Here is a 15177-nt window from a genome sequence, read left to right as displayed (position 1 = left end):
AGATAAATCGAACATTTGAGGAAAATCGTACCAAAAACGCAATATATTTAGACTATATACAGAGCATAAAATCTATGATCATTAATACGTATATTATGGAGGATGTTTTATATAGACGGCCTAAAAAGTAAAACAAAGCTTTTAGAATGGAGCCTATTGATAGAACAGGGGGAAATTTATGTTTATTACTGTCGAGAAAGATGTGCATATTTTTGTGCAAGACGTTAATCCTGGTCCAGGTAGTAAGACTGTTTTCTTCGTTCACGGATGGCCTTTAAATCATCAAATGTATCAATATCAACTCAATGTTTTACCAGAGCATGGCTTTCGCTGTATCGCCATGGATATACGAGGGAATGGACAATCTGATAAGCCATGGACTGGTTACACGTATGATCGATTAGCCGATGATATCGCAATTGTTCTAGAAGCACTCCAAGTAGAGAACGCTACGTTAGTCGGTTTCTCAGTTGGTGGTGCTCTTTCTATTCGATATATGTCTCGCTATAATGGGCGCCGCATTTCTAAGCTCGCATTAATTGACGCTGTCTCTCCCTCTTTCGTTAAAAATCAAGAGTCCCCTTACGGTGTACCGAAAGAACAAGCAGATGCTCTCATTAATCAAATGTATGCTAATTTACCAAAATTTTTAAATGATGTATCTTTATCCTTTTTCAATAGAAACTTAGGAGCTGCAACCCTTGAATGGTTTTCTTATCTCGGTATGCAGTCCGCTTCTTATGCCCTTATCAAAATTTTACAAGCAGCTGCAAATGAAGATATAATGAAAGATTTAAATAAAATTAACGTCCCAACAAAAATCTTCCACGGCGTTCACGACCAACTAATTCCTTACAAAAGTGCTGAGCTTACGCAACAACGAATTAAAAATTCTCAGTTACATGCTCTTACAAATAGTGGTCATGGTTCACCAATCGATCAAGCGGATGAATTAAATAAAGAACTGATAAAATTTTTACAAACATAACAACTGCAATATAAGAATGAATGTTAACATAATCGTTTTTTATAAAACATAAAATTCACACATTTCTCACAAATACACAAATAAAACGATTATATTTTCATATATACTAAATGTACAAGTAATACTCCCTAAACCCAGCTTGTCTGGTTACCCCGTTAAATACTATGAAAAAAGAACTTGTATCGTTATACAAGTTCTTTTTGTTTCTTTTATTTAAAGAGGATATCTTTACTATATTGATTTCCAACGAGTAAATCATATTGAAGCATTTTATATTGCTCTAACATTTCTTTTTGTTTCTTTGTTAAATCATTGATTACTTCTCCATTTTTATCAACTTTTAATTCATCTCTAAGCACTGGTATTTCCTTGTAAAGTTCCGATAAAAATTGATAAAATAAGGATTTATTTAATCCTGCATAATCAAAAATAAGATTAGAAAAATGAATTGGGCTTACTAAACCTAAATTATCATTTGGCATATCAAAGTTTGCATACATTAATAACGGAGTTTGTGCCATCGCTAAACGTTCGCTCGGTGTTTTTTCATTCGTTATATACCCATTTTCTTTATAAAAAGATTTATTTGTTCCTAATGATGGAAGATGATCTCCAAAGAATACTAATAATGTAGGTCTATCTAAATTATCTAGTTGCTCTATTAAATATTGAAGGGCCTCATCTGAACGTCTTAATCCTTCTGTATACGTCTCTAATTCTCCCTTTGATTCTTCATTTTCTAGACCGCTAATTTCTATTAGGTTTTCACCAAATCGGCCTTCTGTAAATGGAAAATGATTTTGCATCGTAACTGCATGAATAAATGTTGGCTGTTTTTGTTCCTCTAACTCAGCAATTATCTCTTTACTCATCGCTAAATCACTAATATAATCTCCATCAATATCCACATTTTCCATCGTGTCCTCTGCATTAAACTTATCAAATCCTAACACCTTATATACATCGTCACGTTTAAAGAATGTGCGACCAAATGAATGAATTGCACTTGTATAATAACCTTCTTTTTTCAACGCCGTAGGGATTGATGGAATTTCTTTCTTATTTGTAATAACCTGCTGATATGGTATAGAACCTGGCTTTAACAAACTCATTGAATAACTTGTTAATGCCTCAAATTCAACGTTCGCCGTATTTCCCCCAAATGTAGGAGAAATAGTTTGTCCACCAGGAAAGTTTTCTATATAATGATGTAAATTTGGTACAGGATCTTCACTAAAAGAAAGGTTAGTTACTTTCGTCGGATCCCAAAACGATTCACTCATTACAAAAATAATATTCGGTTTCTCTTTTTTCTTTTGGCTCCCTATATTTCCACTATATTGTTTTTTTATATCGTTTGCTATTTGAAGCATATTTTCTTTAGAATAATTTTTGGGTTTTTCCATAACTGTTGTATCTAAATTGCTAATAAACCCAAGTACAAAACCATTTGAAGCATAGTTCTCATTTTGATTCCACAAAACAAAATCTACACCTGATTTTTGAAATACTTTATTCATAAATGTATTCGCAAAATTACCGTACGCATATAGAACAAAAATAGATCCTACTACTAATAAGGCTCTTATTCCTAGATGAATCTTTACATTTTGAATATAGCTTCTCATATATATCCCTGCAACAATACAAGCTACGATACTTAAGATAATGACAATAATATAGCTCCAGCTAAAATAGTCCATCACCATCGGTATAACAGATTGCATATGCGTAATTTGTGTGAAATCAGAAGGATATAGCGGATCGCCTCTGAAAATAAGCTTTAAATAATTCACAATACCTAAAATGACTAACGTACAGCTCGTTAAAACCATACTTAGAAAAACCTTACCTATTAAATTATATACAAGAATATATATTGCATAAATTACTACAAAACTTAATATAAACTGCATGTTATAAAAGTAAATCCAATTCATTGCCTCTATGAAACTCATATTACCTTGCATGACAATATAAAATAACGCTACTGTATGAGCTAGCAAAAATAATATAAAATGCACTCGCAGGGATGCTCTAAGTATAGACATCTCTTTTTTATTGAAATGCGTAATATAAAATGTTATGCCCCATATGAAAATCATCATAACACTTAAAACAAACTTTTGATTTAAATGATCTTTCATCATGTCTAAATTAAAAACCTTTAAAATCATAAACAGCATAGTTATTACTAATAAAGTCACCATACTACTTATAATGCTAGAAATTAATATATTTCTTTTTGGAAGATGAAAAAGTGTAGGACCATACTTCAATTCATTCCCTCGTTTCTATGTCTTAATTTCCCCCGCATCGAAAGAACTATTTCTATTAAAATAACATATATTACATATTTCGTCTGCATACTTGCTTCTATCATAAATGTTTTGTCTTAATATTCCCTTAATCAACCGTTAAATTGTGGTATACAAATTACTCATTCTTGAAAAGCTTAATTTCAGCACTCCACTTTATGATATAATAACTATGTTTTGGAAATCCTTAATACTATTAAAGATTTCACATAAAAATACGAAAGAATTAATAAAAAAGGAGTTGCTCATTTTTGCTTACTAAGTTTAAGAGTTTGCCTAAAGCGGTATATGCAATTTTGGCGCTTTCTTTCCTGTTGCACGTTTTTTGTTTAGTAAAACAGCCAGGATTAGATGGAGAGTTAGTCAAAGTAACATATGGTGCAAATGATGCCTTTAACTATTCGTTAACAGCTGAACAACTATTAAAACATGGTGTATTTGGTTATGTGTATTTAGAACCTAGTGAAGTTCCAGGGAAAAATGCATATATTACACCAGGTCAGCCATTACTATTAGCTGGCGCTATGATTATTTCTGATATTACATCAATTCCTTACTATTACGTAGCAACTGTTATTAACATGATCATGAACCTTTGCACAGTGCTATTAGTATTCTTAATAGGAAAAGAATTGTTCGAAAAAAACATTTATGGAATTGTTGCAAGTATTTTATATGCTATTTATCCAAGTAACTATACATACTTCCGTACATTGCTAACAGAAGTTCCATCCATATTCTTATTGGCGTTATGTGTATATGTATTTGTTCTCGCATGGAAATACAATAAAGTGAAATTCCATATATGGTTTGGAATTGTCGTTTCAATTTTACTTATGTTCCGTCCAAATCCAGCTCCAATGATGCTCATTCCTGTTCTTGTTGTGTTATTTACATATGGATTTAAAGAATCCATTCGAATCGGATTGTTATGGTTTATCGGACCTTTCTTTATTATTGGCGCATGGGTTGTTCGTAACTACTTAGCACTCAACCAATTTATTTTATTCTCAACCCAAGGTGCAGATCCACTAATTGCCGGTGCAGATCCATTTAATAAAATTGGATATGAAAATATAGTAAATGAAATGAGAGCTAAAGGCTTAGATGACAAAGGTGCATACGCAAAAGAATTAATTAAGAACGGATTTAAGACGGACTTCACTTATTGGTTCTCTTGGTTCACTGTCGGTAAAACAATTGAATTATTCAAAACAGCTCCTGCTGTAGACCAATATCGTATTCACAACTTTATGCAACTATGTCATAGAGTGTTTATCATCGGTACATTCTTGAGCAGCTTCTGCTTCATGCTAAATTCATTTAAACATAAACGCGTTATGATGCTAGTAGCAAGTTCAATTATTTACATTATCTTCTCAAACTTATTCTTAGCAATTAATCGCTATGGATTTTTCATTAATCCTCTTATGTGCTTAATTCTTGCATACGGATTAATTCACATTGTGCAGAAGCTTCCATTCTTCCGCACTAATCAAGCATAATAAGAAAGAGGTCGTCCACCGTTGGACGACCTCTTTCTTATTCCCCCACACTTTACACACGGCCAATTTGTCCATTCTGTAATCACACTTTAATTCCGTATGTATGTGTGTCTGTATTTGTTAAAATATCTTTCACAACACCACTCACTGTTTTACGTATAAATGCAAGTTTTTTACAACTATTACTATAACGAAAAGAGAAAATGATTAGCATGTGTATTATATAAAAGGAAGCAGCCATATTTTCCATACGATACATACGAGTACTATAATTACAAAATCAAAAAAATCTAATCTCGGACCTTTTTTCATATTCATATGTAGCCACATATGAAACCATTTTATTTTTGTATATTTATGGATGTTTTTCTTTGCAAATCGGTAAATAAGCATTTGCATGATTAAAAATCCGGCCACAAAAATAAATAATAAGATGAGAAATCCAATCACAAAATTCCTCCTATTTTTGTAGCGCTTTTTCTACTATCCGATTTTTCAAAACCCACTCTTCAAACTGGGCACTTCCAAATTCCCAGCTAAGATCGCGAGCATGTACAGAAAAAACGTAATGACCAGCATATTCGTCCATAAATCTCCCTAACTCTACATCGTCTTTCTGAATACCGTATACTCCAAAATTAAAATACACATCCCATACGTCTTCATTCTTTCTCTTATAAGCAATCGATTCCATATCACATTCTGTCCCGAAATAATCAAGATGTAAATGTACGCTATCATCGTATTCGTACTCCATTTTATCACCCCTTATATTTGTACTTCTTTACCACCAAAAAAATTCCTGCTATCTACACTCACATATGGGCGATTACCTACATATCATGCTTGTAGAGTGACTTCTAGGAGGTGTTATATAGTGAAAAAATTAATCGCGATTTTTTGCATCATGTTACTAGCTGTTTTTACTTTTGCTGCTTGTAGTAGTAAAAAAGAAGGTACGAAAGAACAAACTCAAAACATTCGCGTCGGCGAAGTTACCCATTCTCTCTTCTATGCCCCATTATATGTTGGGATTGAAAAAGGATTTTTTAAAGATGAAGGACTAAATATTGACCTACAAACAACAGCTGGTGGCGATAAAACGATGACCGCCCTATTATCTGGCGGAATTGATATCGCTCTCGTCGGTTCTGAAACGTCTATTTACGTTCATCAACAAGGAGCGAAAGACCCTGTCATTAACTTTGCACAGCTTACACAAACAGATGGGACATTTTTAGTTTCACGTAAAAAACTAGACTCTTTTAATTGGAATGACGTAAAAGGTGTTACATTTTTAGGACAGCGTAAAGGCGGCATGCCGCAAATGGTTGGAGAATACGTTTTAAAGAAAAATGGCATTGATCCTCATAAAGATACAAACTTAATTCAAAATATCGAGTTTGCTAATATTGCAAATGCCTTCTCATCTGGTACTGGAGAGTTTGTACAGCTCTTTGAACCGACTGCAAGTATACTTGAGAAAGAAGGTAAAGGTTATATCGTCGCTTCATTCGGAAATGAATCTGGTACTGTTCCTTATACAACGTTCATGGCAAAAGAAAGTTTCTTAAAGAAAGATAAAGCTGCTGCTGAAAAGTTCACACGTGCTCTCTATAAAGCACAGCAATGGGTTGATACACATAGTCCAGAAGAGATTGCTGATACTGTTTCCCCGCTATTTAAAGACACTTCAAAAGACATTACAGTAAAAGTAATTGAACGGTATAAAAAGCAACATTCTTATGCGACAAATCCACTATTAGATGCAGAAGAATGGAAACAGCTCCAAACTATTATGAAAGACGCTGGTGAATTACAAAAAGAAGTCCCACATGAAGCGCTCGTCAATACAAAAATTGCCGAAAGCGTTATTAAGAAATAGAGGCGAAGTGTATGAGTTTTTTGCAAATACGTAACGTTTCTCACTGTTTTTTTGCAAAAGAGAATGCCAAACTTATTCTCGAAGATATGAGCTTACAAGTGGAAGAAGGCGAATTTATTTCTATACTCGGTCCAAGTGGTTGCGGTAAAACAACGCTCCTCTCAATCATTGCTGGACTACTTGATCCAATTGACGGTATCGTCTTTTTAGATGGTGAACCGATTACAACGAAAACATCATCTATGGGATATATGTTGCAACAAGATTACTTATTCCCTTGGAAAACGATTGAAGAAAATATTATGCTCGGACTTCATATTCGAAAGATTTATGATGAGCAGATGAAAGAACATACTTTAAACCTTTTAAAACAAGTCGGTCTGCATGGTGTAGAAGAACAATATCCTCGTGAACTATCCGGCGGTATGCGTCAACGTGCCGCTCTCGTTCGAACATTAGCGACTGATCCGAAAATTTTATTACTAGATGAACCATTCTCCGCACTCGATTATCAAACGAAGTTAAAACTAGAAGAACTCGTTTTCAACTTACTAAATAAATATAAGAAAACATCACTACTTGTTACTCATGATATTGAAGAAGCGATTGCGATGAGTGATCGTATTTATTTACTGCAAGCGAATCCCGGAAAAATCGCAAAAACCTTTATCGTCCCGGAAAGTATCCGTTCTTTATCACCGTTAGAAGCACGCCATCACTACGATTTCCCAGCCCTCTTTCAAGATATATGGAAGGAGCTGGAACGACTTGGATAATATAAAACAACTACATGAACAATTTCGAAAGAACGAACGCAGACGCGCTTGGATTGCTCGCTCGCTACAACTTTTACTACTTATTCTTTTCTTTGCACTATGGGAAATAGCTAGTAAAAAAGAATGGATTGATCCTTTACTCTTTAGCTCTCCTTCGAGTATTTGGGATCTCTTCTTAACGAAATGGATCGACGGTTCACTTTGGGTCCACATATGGACGACATTACTGGAAACTGGAGTAGGCTTCATTCTCGGAACAGTACTTGGTGCTATTATTGCCACGTTCCTTTGGTGGATGCCACTTCTAGCCCGCGTACTTGATCCTTATCTCGTCGTCCTAAATGCAATGCCAAAAGTTGCACTCGGTCCAATCATCATCGTTATTTTCGGCCCAAACATTTCATCTTCTATCGCAATGGGAGTAATCATTTCCATCATCATTACCATTCTCGTTATTTACAGTGCATTTCAAGAAGTCGATTCTAACTATATAAAAGTGATGGACACATTTGGTGCAAATAAATGGCAATGTTATAAGCAAGTCGTTCTCCCTGCATCCTTTCCAGCAATTATCTCAACGTTAAAAGTAAACGTTGGTTTATCCTGGGTCGGTGTTATTTTCGGAGAACTTCTCGTTTCCAAACAAGGACTTGGCTACTTAATTAGCTACGGATTCCAAGTCTTTAACTTCACACTCGTCTTACTTAGCGTACTACTCACATGTGTTCTTGCAACTCTTATGTATGTATTTGTTGAGGCATTTGAAAAAATTCTAATTGGAAAAAGAAAAAGAAGCTGACTCAAAACAGTGCGCTATAGTCAGCTTCTTTCTTTTACCTTTTATCACACATTTTCGTTTCATTTGTAATGTTTCCATCCGCAACCGTAACTGTATGGAAACAGTCTTTCACACGTACTGTAACGACATTATCTTTTCGATCTATCACATGATAATCATTAAACTTTTCATTCAAAGCACTACGAATTTGCTCCCCTTCAAAAATCGGAAAACCGTGAGACATTACCCAAATGAGACCAGCAACAGCAAGAATCGTTTTCATACGTTTCATTACCTCCTCGAGAGTAAACTTATAGTCCCTACAACACGCGCATTATAATTGTGTCTAAATTGTGACATTTTTATACTAATTCTATTTTATACCGCCAGTTCCTTCTTCTTTTTAATGAAAATACAGAATTTTCAATTTTATCAACATGAAAAAACGCAAAGAATTAAAAATTCTTCACGCTTTACTTTAACGAAACTATATCGAACGCATAACTCACATTAGTCTCCACTTTGTTGTTCTATCGTTTTCGAAACATCATATAATCCTGACAGCACTTCCGCTCTCATTTTTACAAGCTCAGGGAACTGATAGAAGAAAGCAATTTTCTTATATTTTAACTCTGTCCCTTCTTTCACCTTTTTTGAATCTTGTAAAATGAACGCTGTAAATGTATCTGCGATATCTTCCGTTACATTTGTTGTTCCATACAGCGATACAAAATCATCATGCTTTTCTTTATAAAATTTAATTTGTGCCTCTTCACTTTCTTCTACTTTCTTTTCTGTCCACTCTTGCTCAATTGGTTTCCAAAATTCATTATAAAATCGGTTAATATACGAAGTTTTTCTCGCACATCCATTTTTCAAGAACACCGTTTTACATTTATTTCGATATGATGAAATGTCTTTCTCTTCATCAAACGCCTCTAAATATTTCCTATCCACTGGTACTTGTTTATGCCCAATCGTTAATACGTGAGCCGTTTCATGAATTAATGTTTTCATCACTTCATCTATATTCACCCCAGAATCGAGCACGTCTAAACTAAGCAACCAATCTCTCGGGTCATCCATACTTGGCATGACATGAGCAACAACGCCATCATAACCATCCGTTATTAGATCAAACCCTGTTATATTCTCACGATATTTCACTGGAATGAGAGTGCGATACATGTCCCATAAAGTTTCATGATACTCTCTATCTTGCCGGTGGCTTAACAAATCATCTTTTGCTACTTCGTCATCTGTAAAAGCTTTATTCAATCTCTTACGATCCAATTTCTCAAAATAAGGATCTACAATTTCATCACCATCGATATAATAAGAAGCTAAAAAGAAATAATTGTCATCCTCTTCTTTTTTCTGTTCCGCCTCTTTCATATTCACACTTTCATACTCTTCTATGTCATAATCTTCTACTTTTTCAAGTTCTGAAAGTCCCTCTATCTTTTTATATACTTTTTGTAATGTTTTATCTCCTATTTGCGTGCACTCTTCTTCTGTTTTACAAATTTCTTTTTCTTTCGTAACCTCGATAGCACTATCGCATCCTGCAACTAAACTGCTTGCTATAATACAACACACTAACTTGCCATACAGTTTCTTCATACAATCCCCCATTATTCCATTCTACAAAATATCATAATCATTTTTTTACGAATATGCGATAATTAATTATAAAAACTGCAAGGAGGCTTCTCATGATTCGTGCAATCTTATTCGACTTAGATGGAACACTATTAGATCGGCGCCAATCTTTAGAACAATTTATTTGTGAGCAATATAATCGCTTCTCCTCACATTTGATGAGTATAGAGAAATCAGAGTATTGTTCTCGATTTCTTGAACTCGATAATAATGGCTATACGTGGAAGGATAAAGTATATGCTACTCTCCTTTCCGAATACAACATTACTACTTTAACGCAAGAGCAACTGCTACACGACTATATTACAAACTTCCAACATCATTGTATTCCTTTCAAAAACACGCATGAACTACTTCAACAGTTAAAACAGCGAAACATTAAAATTGGTATTATCACAAATGGTTTTACTGAATTTCAGATGAGCAACCTTCGAGCACTACATATACATACGTATACAAACACCATTCTCGTTTCAGAAGCTGAAGGAATTAAAAAACCTCACCCTGAAATTTTCGAACGTGCTTTGCAAAGACTAGATGTTAAGGCAGAAGAATGTCTTTATGTTGGAGATCATCCAGAAAACGATGTGCTTGGTTCTGAACAAGTAGGAATTCTTGGTGTTTGGAAAAAAGATTCGTTTTGGGGTGATTTTAAGCATTCACGTATCGTAGATGATTTGTTGGGGGTGCTTTCGTTTTTAGAGGTGGAGGTATCAACACAATAATAACAAATAAATTATATCAGCGATTTTCACAATATATCAATTCACCAACCAAAAGTAACAATAATAAGAGGAGGCGTTTTTCACAAAAGCCTCCTCTTATTATTCATACACTGTAAACTGCGGTTTACTCGGATGATCTTTTACTAGCGCATCATCTGGAAACTTTGAAACTTTTTGATATACGGCAATGTCACCGATACAACCTGCTGTTAGTAGAATTCCTAAAAATGAGAGTGGCTCCAGATTCATAGCTAATCCCAATACAATTGGCAAAATTCCAGTTGGTAAAAACGGAAGCATTAACACTTTCTTCATTTGCTTTACTGTAACCGCCTGTTTAGAATGAGCATATGCAACACCTAATTTCCAATTAACGCCCCATTTTAGTTCACTCCACGGAACACCTCCGATATAGCGAAAGCCAATTAAATGTATCGCTTCATGAATACAAACGAGAACAATCATTGCGATAATAAAAAGAAACATCGTTAATAATGTAACTTCAACTTGAACCCCACCTGAAAGAAATATATGCAAATAACCAATTCCAAACGACAAAGCAATTATTATAAAAAATAAAGAAAAGTTTAATTTAACCATCGAAACAGTAACAGTCGTTTCTTTTCTTTTATCCATCTTCCCCCTCCTAAAATGTAAATATATCTTTACAAAATTGTATAATATACCCAAAATAATGTGAAGATATATTTACATTTATTCTTACATACAAAAAAAAGAAACCGGCCACTTTACTTCGTAAAACAGCCGATTTCTTCTATATGTTTCATCGTACGCGCTAATACGTCATCGCGCATTATAAAGCTAAATTTTCTATTCGTTTTAATGTTGTCAGGAATGTCTTTTAATAAAACAGACCCTTTCGTTTCTTCGTAATGCGTATGTTCTTCTACCGCACTAATTGTTGCAAAATAAATGTTTTTAATGATTATTTTGTCTTTTCCAGATACTTTGTATTGTCCTAAGTAAGTTAAATCAGAAACTATGCCGCCGGTTTCTTCATGAACCTCTCGAACTGCCGCTTCTTCCGGTGTTTCCCCTATTTCTACTTTACCACCTGGAAATTCAAGACCGCGACGTAAATGATGTGTTAATAACCATTGATCCCCGTACCGGCATACAACCCAAACATGCTTTGGCTCAGGAGAAAATGGATAACGTTCAAACGATAATTGTACAGTGTTGTGGTAATAATCTTTAAATTTGTACATGCCATTACTCCCCTATTGATGGTTACAAGTTTTTCCTACCACAAATTGTAGCATATTCTCGCTTTTCTGCATAATATTATCCAATTACAATCCATTGATTATTCCCATTTGTGCGACTAATTCTTTCGTCTCATGATTTCCTAAATCGTAAATCATTTTATATGCTTTTTGTAGTTGTTCATCATATCGGTCATTATTTGAATCGTGATGATACTCAACAAATGGAACGTGGGAGCGTACAAATGACCCTAAATCTTCTACATATGCTTGATCAAAGTGCTCTCTTAATTCCGTAATTTCCTCATCATTTGCGGAAATCTCAAAATTATACGTATCCGCCGTCTTCACTTGTGAAATTTGACCATTTCCTATTGATATATAATATGTTTTTTTCGTCTCCATGTAACACCCTTCTTTCATCCTTTTATTTTCTATTGTTTTCATTAATTACAAAATTATGTAAAATAAAGAAAAGGAGGGATTTTATGTTCAAAATATTAATTATCGGTATTATCATCGTCCTAATCATCCTCGTACTCTCCATCATGACAATTAATAAAGGCTATGCTTATAAACATTCCGTCGATAAACTAGAAGACAATCCTTATACAAAAAAGAATAAGGAGAATTCCTAATATGCTTCGTATACTTCGCATCATAGTAGCACTCACTGTGATCGTTATGTCGGCAATTGGATTATATACAGGTCAAAATAATTTTTTACCTCTTTCACAATTTCTATTAGGGGCTTTAATGTTTCTCATCGCATTTGAACAAATAAAGAAAAAGGAGGCAGCAACTGGATTTATTTGTATTATTGCCGGTGCTTTCATTTGGATTGTTCTCATCATTAGCTATATCAAATAAAAGGAGGTACATGCATGCTAAAAGGAGTACGGATTACTTTATCACTTATTGCTTTATCTATAGCAATCTATGGATTTTTTACTAGTAATAGAGAAATAATGCCGTATATGTTTATCTCTTTAGGAGTTATGGCCCTCACCATAAGTTTAGAGGAAATATTAAAAAGGCAAACAGGAGGTAGTGTGCTCGCTCTACTAGCAGGAGCCGCTGCTTTATTTATTGGTTTCACAGAAATATTCCGATAAATGGTCTAAAGGAGGCTATACAATGCTAACTCTAACTATATTACGGAGTTTTTTAGCATTTCTCATGCTTCTCTTACTCATTCTAAGCACTTATATCCATGTTACCGATAATTTTTCACTTCTCCCATACGTACAATTTATTCTCAGTTGTTTCTTTATTCTTCTAGGAATTAATGAATTGAAATCCGGACGAAAATCAATGAGTATCCCGTATTTTTTCGTTTCCAGTCTCATATTCTTCTTTTTAATATCAAACTACTTTCGTTATATGTAGAATGAAATTTTGACCAATTTAGCATTTATAATTATTTTCTCTCAGTAACTATTTCTTTCTACTTAAGGGGGATTCCATGTTAAAAAACATTCAAATTATAATCGCCACTATCGCTCTTTCTCTCGCCCTATTTAGCTTCTTTGCAAACTTCACTATTCTTTTACCTTACGTGTTTATCCTTTTAAGTATTATGTGTATCCTTTTTGGAATCGATGAAATAAAGAAGCAGCAAAAAACGAAAGCATTTGTTTATTTTCTCTGTTCTGCCTTTGTTTTATATGTTGGAGTGTCTAGTATACTTTCATAAAAAAAGAACATGTTCGCTCTTAATAAAATAAAAAACTGCCCTTTCACAGGCAGTTTTTTATTTTATCCAAACACTTTCTCAAGTTCATCTTTATCTTGGCTTAACCAGAAGTTCATTAAGCGTTGTGCTCCTTCTAAGTCGTGAAGCTTCGCTTGACCACATTGTGTTTCATTTGCAGCTGGAATTTCTGTAATTTGAACCGCATCTTTTAATGTTAGTTCTAATAAATCAATGATTTCTCGTACTGTCGGTGTTCCGCTTACTACAAGATAATATCCTGTTTGGCAGCCCATCGGTGAAATATCGATAATATCAAAATGCGGATAACGATCAATATATTTACGTAAATTAAATGCTAATAAATGTTCTAACGTATGAATAACATCTGGTTTCATTGCTTGTTTATTCGGTTGGCAAAAACGAATATCGAATTTATTTACAATACCGTCACTACCTACATTGTGAACTCCGCAATGTCTTACATAAGGTGCCTTTACAATCGTATGATCTAATTCAAAGCTTTCTACTGATGGCATACAACATCTCTCCCGCTTTTAATTTAATTCCGTTATATCCAATATGATATAACGGAAATGCACATTAGTAAAGTATTATGTACAGTCGTGCTATAATACTTTAAGACTATGCTGAAAAGGAGACCATTATGAAACAGATTTTTATTGGGATTATACGCTTTTATCAAAAGTTCATTTCTCCGATGACACCACCAACTTGCCGCTTTTATCCGACTTGTTCTCATTACGGATTAGAGGCGTTTCAAAAACATGGTGCCCTCAAAGGCTTTTGGCTTACTTGTAAGCGTATATTAAAATGTCACCCTTTCCACCCGGGAGGATTTGATCCTGTCCCAGATAAAAAGGATGACAAAGTAAATTCTTAATTGTCGTAACCATTCACAACTAAATCTAATTTTCCTGTATCAGGATCTATAACAAGACCGTGAACAGGTACTTCTTCTGGAAGTAATGGATGGTTGCGAAGTATCGATACGCTATGTTCTACACTTTCTTCTACACTAGAGAACCCTTGTAGGAATCTTTCTAAATCGATTCCAGAATAACGGAGTGTATCTAATTTCTCATTTGTTATACCCCGCTCTTTCATCTTCTCAATTGTACTGCTTGCTTGAATTTTTGCCATACCGCAATCGTGGTGACCAACTACACAAACTTCATCAGCACCAAGTTCATATACAGCAACTAAAATACTACGCATAATACTTCCGAATGGATGTGAGATAACAGCTCCTGCTACTTTAATAATTTTCACATCACCGTTACGCATATTCATTGCTTTTGGTAATAATTCAACAAGACGAGTATCCATACAAGAGATAATTACCATTTTTTTATTCGGGAATTTTCCCGTTTCATACTCTTCGTATCTTTTCTCTTCAACAAATTTTTCATTGTATTGTAAAATCTCTTCTAATGACTTCATAGTAAAAAACCCTCTTTTCTCTCATTTACATTACTTATATAGTGTACCAAAATATGAAAAACTCAAAAAGGATATCGCTTTATAGTAAAAATAAGATATTTTCAGATAATCGACATAATTCTTTCAAAATATACACACAGCTTTGTAACAAGTCTCA

Annotated in this window: 21 protein-coding genes and 1 pseudogene; 11 read left to right on the top strand and 11 right to left on the bottom strand. The window is 34.2% G+C overall.

What is annotated here, in order from left to right:
• The first annotated feature begins 178 nt into the window (after positions 1–178).
• Positions 179–988 (top strand): alpha/beta fold hydrolase, encoded by an 810-nt coding sequence (locus DN400_RS11510; RefSeq protein ID WP_097997152.1) that lies wholly within the window; start codon positions 179–181, stop codon positions 986–988.
• Between the two features lie 209 nt (positions 989–1197).
• On the opposite strand, the gene DN400_RS11505 is transcribed toward DN400_RS11510, so the two are convergent.
• Positions 1198–3267 (bottom strand): LTA synthase family protein, encoded by a 2070-nt coding sequence (locus DN400_RS11505; protein ID WP_147801684.1) that lies wholly within the window; start codon positions 3265–3267, stop codon positions 1198–1200.
• A 290-nt stretch (positions 3268–3557) separates the two neighbouring features.
• Here DN400_RS11505 and DN400_RS11500 point away from each other — a divergent pair, with 290 nt between their 5' ends.
• Complete coding sequence (locus DN400_RS11500; RefSeq protein ID WP_000956220.1) at positions 3558–4811, top strand: glycosyltransferase family 39 protein; 1254 nt, start codon at positions 3558–3560, stop codon at positions 4809–4811.
• 82 nt (positions 4812–4893) lie between these two features.
• On the opposite strand, the pseudogene DN400_RS29845 reads toward DN400_RS11500, so the two are convergent.
• The 3 genes and pseudogenes from DN400_RS29845 to DN400_RS11485 all read right to left on the bottom strand — a co-directional run.
• Positions 4894–4965 (bottom strand): annotated as a pseudogene (locus tag DN400_RS29845) (DUF2196 domain-containing protein); the annotation flags it as partial.
• Positions 4966–5030: 65 nt separating this feature from the next.
• The gene (locus DN400_RS11490) at positions 5031–5261 is read right to left on the bottom strand and encodes a hypothetical protein (RefSeq protein WP_000578986.1); all 231 of its coding nucleotides are present in this window, start codon (positions 5259–5261) and stop codon (positions 5031–5033) included.
• Between the two features lie 10 nt (positions 5262–5271).
• The gene (locus DN400_RS11485) at positions 5272–5568 is read right to left on the bottom strand and encodes a DUF3986 family protein (protein ID WP_097912866.1); all 297 of its coding nucleotides are present in this window, start codon (positions 5566–5568) and stop codon (positions 5272–5274) included.
• A 120-nt stretch (positions 5569–5688) separates the two neighbouring features.
• Here DN400_RS11485 and DN400_RS11480 point away from each other — a divergent pair, with 120 nt between their 5' ends.
• Genes DN400_RS11480 through DN400_RS11470 form a run of 3 tightly spaced genes read left to right on the top strand, consistent with a single transcriptional unit; the run spans position 5689 to position 8271 of the window.
• Complete coding sequence (locus tag DN400_RS11480; RefSeq protein WP_000733142.1) at positions 5689–6696, top strand: ABC transporter substrate-binding protein; 1008 nt, start codon at positions 5689–5691, stop codon at positions 6694–6696.
• Positions 6697–6707: 11 nt separating this feature from the next.
• Complete coding sequence (locus DN400_RS11475) at positions 6708–7472, top strand: ABC transporter ATP-binding protein (protein WP_000009022.1); 765 nt, start codon at positions 6708–6710, stop codon at positions 7470–7472.
• Complete coding sequence (locus DN400_RS11470) at positions 7465–8271, top strand: ABC transporter permease (RefSeq protein WP_000368798.1); 807 nt, start codon at positions 7465–7467, stop codon at positions 8269–8271. The genes DN400_RS11475 and DN400_RS11470 overlap by 8 nt, the downstream gene beginning before the upstream one ends.
• Positions 8272–8305: 34 nt before the next feature.
• Here DN400_RS11470 and DN400_RS11465 read toward each other — a convergent pair whose 3' ends face one another.
• Both DN400_RS11465 and DN400_RS11460 read right to left on the bottom strand, forming a co-directional pair.
• A complete protein-coding gene (locus DN400_RS11465) occupies positions 8306–8533 on the bottom strand; it encodes a hypothetical protein (protein WP_000849112.1) in 228 nt (75 codons plus the stop codon).
• 227 nt (positions 8534–8760) lie between these two features.
• A complete protein-coding gene (locus tag DN400_RS11460) occupies positions 8761–9873 on the bottom strand; it encodes a hypothetical protein (RefSeq protein WP_061138898.1) in 1113 nt (370 codons plus the stop codon).
• Positions 9874–9965: 92 nt separating this feature from the next.
• Here DN400_RS11460 and DN400_RS11455 point away from each other — a divergent pair, with 92 nt between their 5' ends.
• Complete coding sequence (locus DN400_RS11455; RefSeq protein ID WP_016512212.1) at positions 9966–10637, top strand: HAD family hydrolase; 672 nt, start codon at positions 9966–9968, stop codon at positions 10635–10637.
• Between the two features lie 99 nt (positions 10638–10736).
• Here DN400_RS11455 and DN400_RS11450 read toward each other — a convergent pair whose 3' ends face one another.
• From DN400_RS11450 to DN400_RS11440, 3 genes are all read right to left on the bottom strand, one after another.
• Complete coding sequence (locus tag DN400_RS11450; RefSeq protein ID WP_000361288.1) at positions 10737–11273, bottom strand: DUF3267 domain-containing protein; 537 nt, start codon at positions 11271–11273, stop codon at positions 10737–10739.
• A 113-nt stretch (positions 11274–11386) separates the two neighbouring features.
• On the bottom strand, positions 11387–11866 hold the full coding sequence (gene mutTA, locus DN400_RS11445; RefSeq protein ID WP_000276382.1) for an antimutator 8-oxo-(dGTP/GTP)ase: 480 nt from the start codon (positions 11864–11866) through the stop codon (positions 11387–11389).
• Between the two features lie 84 nt (positions 11867–11950).
• Positions 11951–12268, bottom strand: coding sequence for a hypothetical protein (locus tag DN400_RS11440; protein ID WP_000448409.1), 318 nt, complete (start codon positions 12266–12268; stop codon positions 11951–11953).
• An 83-nt stretch (positions 12269–12351) separates the two neighbouring features.
• Here DN400_RS11440 and ytzI point away from each other — a divergent pair, with 83 nt between their 5' ends.
• The 4 genes from ytzI (at position 12352) to DN400_RS11420 (ending at position 13559) form a co-directional block, all read left to right on the top strand.
• Positions 12352–12501: a YtzI protein gene (gene ytzI, locus DN400_RS11435; RefSeq protein WP_000472791.1), complete on the top strand. Its 150-nt coding sequence runs from the start codon at positions 12352–12354 to the stop codon at positions 12499–12501.
• Position 12502: 1 nt separating this feature from the next.
• Positions 12503–12733: a DUF3953 domain-containing protein gene (locus tag DN400_RS11430; RefSeq protein ID WP_000944455.1), complete on the top strand. Its 231-nt coding sequence runs from the start codon at positions 12503–12505 to the stop codon at positions 12731–12733.
• A gap of 14 nt (positions 12734–12747) precedes the next feature.
• On the top strand, positions 12748–12978 hold the full coding sequence (locus DN400_RS11425) for a DUF3953 domain-containing protein (protein ID WP_000912059.1): 231 nt from the start codon (positions 12748–12750) through the stop codon (positions 12976–12978).
• Between the two features lie 350 nt (positions 12979–13328).
• Positions 13329–13559 carry a YczI family protein gene (locus DN400_RS11420; RefSeq protein WP_048565086.1) on the top strand — a complete coding sequence of 77 codons (231 nt, stop codon included), beginning with the start codon at positions 13329–13331 and terminating at the stop codon, positions 13557–13559.
• Between the two features lie 62 nt (positions 13560–13621).
• On the opposite strand, the gene luxS is transcribed toward DN400_RS11420, so the two are convergent.
• Positions 13622–14095: an S-ribosylhomocysteine lyase LuxS gene (luxS, locus tag DN400_RS11415; RefSeq protein ID WP_001141371.1), complete on the bottom strand. Its 474-nt coding sequence runs from the start codon at positions 14093–14095 to the stop codon at positions 13622–13624.
• Between the two features lie 128 nt (positions 14096–14223).
• Here luxS and yidD point away from each other — a divergent pair, with 128 nt between their 5' ends.
• A complete protein-coding gene (gene yidD / locus DN400_RS11410) occupies positions 14224–14460 on the top strand; it encodes a membrane protein insertion efficiency factor YidD (RefSeq protein WP_000809334.1) in 237 nt (78 codons plus the stop codon).
• On the opposite strand, the gene DN400_RS11405 is transcribed toward yidD, so the two are convergent.
• Positions 14457–15020: a beta-class carbonic anhydrase gene (locus DN400_RS11405; protein ID WP_000838173.1), complete on the bottom strand. Its 564-nt coding sequence runs from the start codon at positions 15018–15020 to the stop codon at positions 14457–14459. The genes yidD and DN400_RS11405 overlap by 4 nt on opposite strands.
• Between the last annotated feature and the right edge of the window lie 157 nt (positions 15021–15177).

Origin of the sequence: Bacillus sp. AR8-1, from assembly GCF_008042345.1 — a bacterium.
GTDB lineage: Bacteria > Bacillota > Bacilli > Bacillales > Bacillaceae_G > Bacillus_A > Bacillus_A cereus.
The sequence above is the reverse complement of the archived record's forward strand: the minus strand, read 5'-3'. Positions and strand labels throughout refer to the sequence as shown.

Excerpts from the sequence above, each read along its gene's own strand:
- DN400_RS11510 (WP_097997152.1), top strand. The coding sequence starts at position 179 with ATGTTTATTACTGTCGAGAAAGATGTGCATATTTTTGTGCAAGACGTT.
- DN400_RS11485 (WP_097912866.1), bottom strand. The coding sequence starts at position 5,568 with ATGGAGTACGAATACGATGATAGCGTACATTTACATCTTGATTATTTC.
- DN400_RS11475 (WP_000009022.1), top strand. The coding sequence starts at position 6,708 with ATGAGTTTTTTGCAAATACGTAACGTTTCTCACTGTTTTTTTGCAAAA.
- DN400_RS11465 (WP_000849112.1), bottom strand. The coding sequence starts at position 8,533 with ATGAAAACGATTCTTGCTGTTGCTGGTCTCATTTGGGTAATGTCTCAC.
- DN400_RS11460 (WP_061138898.1), bottom strand. The coding sequence starts at position 9,873 with ATGAAGAAACTGTATGGCAAGTTAGTGTGTTGTATTATAGCAAGCAGT.
- DN400_RS11455 (WP_016512212.1), top strand. The coding sequence starts at position 9,966 with ATGATTCGTGCAATCTTATTCGACTTAGATGGAACACTATTAGATCGG.
- DN400_RS11450 (WP_000361288.1), bottom strand. The coding sequence starts at position 11,273 with ATGGATAAAAGAAAAGAAACGACTGTTACTGTTTCGATGGTTAAATTA.
- mutTA (WP_000276382.1), bottom strand. The coding sequence starts at position 11,866 with ATGTACAAATTTAAAGATTATTACCACAACACTGTACAATTATCGTTT.
- DN400_RS11440 (WP_000448409.1), bottom strand. The coding sequence starts at position 12,268 with ATGGAGACGAAAAAAACATATTATATATCAATAGGAAATGGTCAAATT.
- ytzI (WP_000472791.1), top strand. The coding sequence starts at position 12,352 with ATGTTCAAAATATTAATTATCGGTATTATCATCGTCCTAATCATCCTC.
- DN400_RS11430 (WP_000944455.1), top strand. The coding sequence starts at position 12,503 with ATGCTTCGTATACTTCGCATCATAGTAGCACTCACTGTGATCGTTATG.
- DN400_RS11425 (WP_000912059.1), top strand. The coding sequence starts at position 12,748 with ATGCTAAAAGGAGTACGGATTACTTTATCACTTATTGCTTTATCTATA.
- DN400_RS11420 (WP_048565086.1), top strand. The coding sequence starts at position 13,329 with ATGTTAAAAAACATTCAAATTATAATCGCCACTATCGCTCTTTCTCTC.
- luxS (WP_001141371.1), bottom strand. The coding sequence starts at position 14,095 with ATGCCATCAGTAGAAAGCTTTGAATTAGATCATACGATTGTAAAGGCA.
- yidD (WP_000809334.1), top strand. The coding sequence starts at position 14,224 with ATGAAACAGATTTTTATTGGGATTATACGCTTTTATCAAAAGTTCATT.
- DN400_RS11405 (WP_000838173.1), bottom strand. The coding sequence starts at position 15,020 with ATGAAGTCATTAGAAGAGATTTTACAATACAATGAAAAATTTGTTGAA.